Source organism: Streptosporangium sp. NPDC006013 (genome assembly GCF_040614275.1).
Lineage (GTDB): Bacteria > Actinomycetota > Actinomycetes > Streptosporangiales > Streptosporangiaceae > Streptosporangium.
Genome location: NZ_JBEXUE010001001.1, coordinates 1 through 1018, shown reverse-complemented (window position 1 = coordinate 1018; position 1018 = coordinate 1). Strand labels below are relative to the sequence as shown.

Sequence of the window (1018 nt, the reverse complement as noted above, 5' to 3'; positions counted from 1 at the left end):
CGCGTCGGGCGGGTGTGTCGTCGTTCGGGATCAGCGGCACCAACGCGCACGTGATCTTGGAGCAGGGGCCGGAAGCGCTGGAAGGAGAGGACAGGGCTCCGGCGACGGGTGTGGTGCCGTGGGTGGTGTCGGCGAAGACCGAGGAGGCGATGCGGGCGCAGGCCGGGCGATTGCTGGCGCACGTGCGGGCGGCCGGTGAGCTTGACCCGGTGGATGTGGGGTCGTCGCTGGTGGTGTCGCGGTCGGTGTTCGAGCACCGTGCGGTGGTGGTCGGTGGGGATCGTGGGGGTCTGCTGGCGGGGCTGGCGGCGGTGGCTTCCGGTGAGTCCACGGCGGGTGTGGTGTCCGGGGTGGCGGACGTCGTTGGGAAGTCGGTGTGGGTGTTCCCTGGTCAGGGGGCGCAGTGGGTGGGGATGGGTGCGCGGCTGTTGGAGGAGTCGGCGGTGTTCGCCGGGCGGATGGCCGAATGTGCGGCGGCGTTGGAGCCGTTCGTGGACTGGTCGTTGCTGGATGTGGTGCGGCAGGTGGAGGGTGCGCCGTCGCTGGATCGGGTGGATGTGGTGCAGCCGGTGTCGTTCGCGGTGATGGTGTCGCTGGCGGCGGTGTGGGAGTCGCTGGGAGTTCGTCCGGATGCGGTGGTGGGGCATTCGCAGGGTGAGATCGCGGCGGCGGTGGTGGCCGGTGGGTTGTCGTTGCGGGACGGCGCTCGGGTGGTGGCGTTGCGTAGCCGGTTGATCGGGGAGCGGTTGGCGGGGTTGGGGGCGATGGCGTCGGTCGCGTTGCCGGTCGAGCAGGTCGCGGAGCGGGTGGCGGCGTGGGATGGGCGGATCTCGGTGGCGGCGGTGAACGGCCCGAACTCGGTGGTGGTGGCCGGTGAGGTCCAAGCGGTCGAGGAGATGGTCGAGCGGTTGGCCGCTGAGAACGTGCGGGTGCGGCGGATCGCGGTGGATTACGCCTCGCATTCGGCGCAGGTGGATCTGATCTCCGAAGAGCTGGCCCAGGTCCTGGCGGAGGTGAG

General features: G+C 70.8%; 1 protein-coding gene. It reads left to right on the top strand.

The window, feature by feature from the left end:
* The coding region (locus ABZ260_RS51585) for an acyltransferase domain-containing protein (RefSeq protein ID WP_355633394.1) at positions 1–1018 on the top strand (1018 nt) is incomplete at both ends.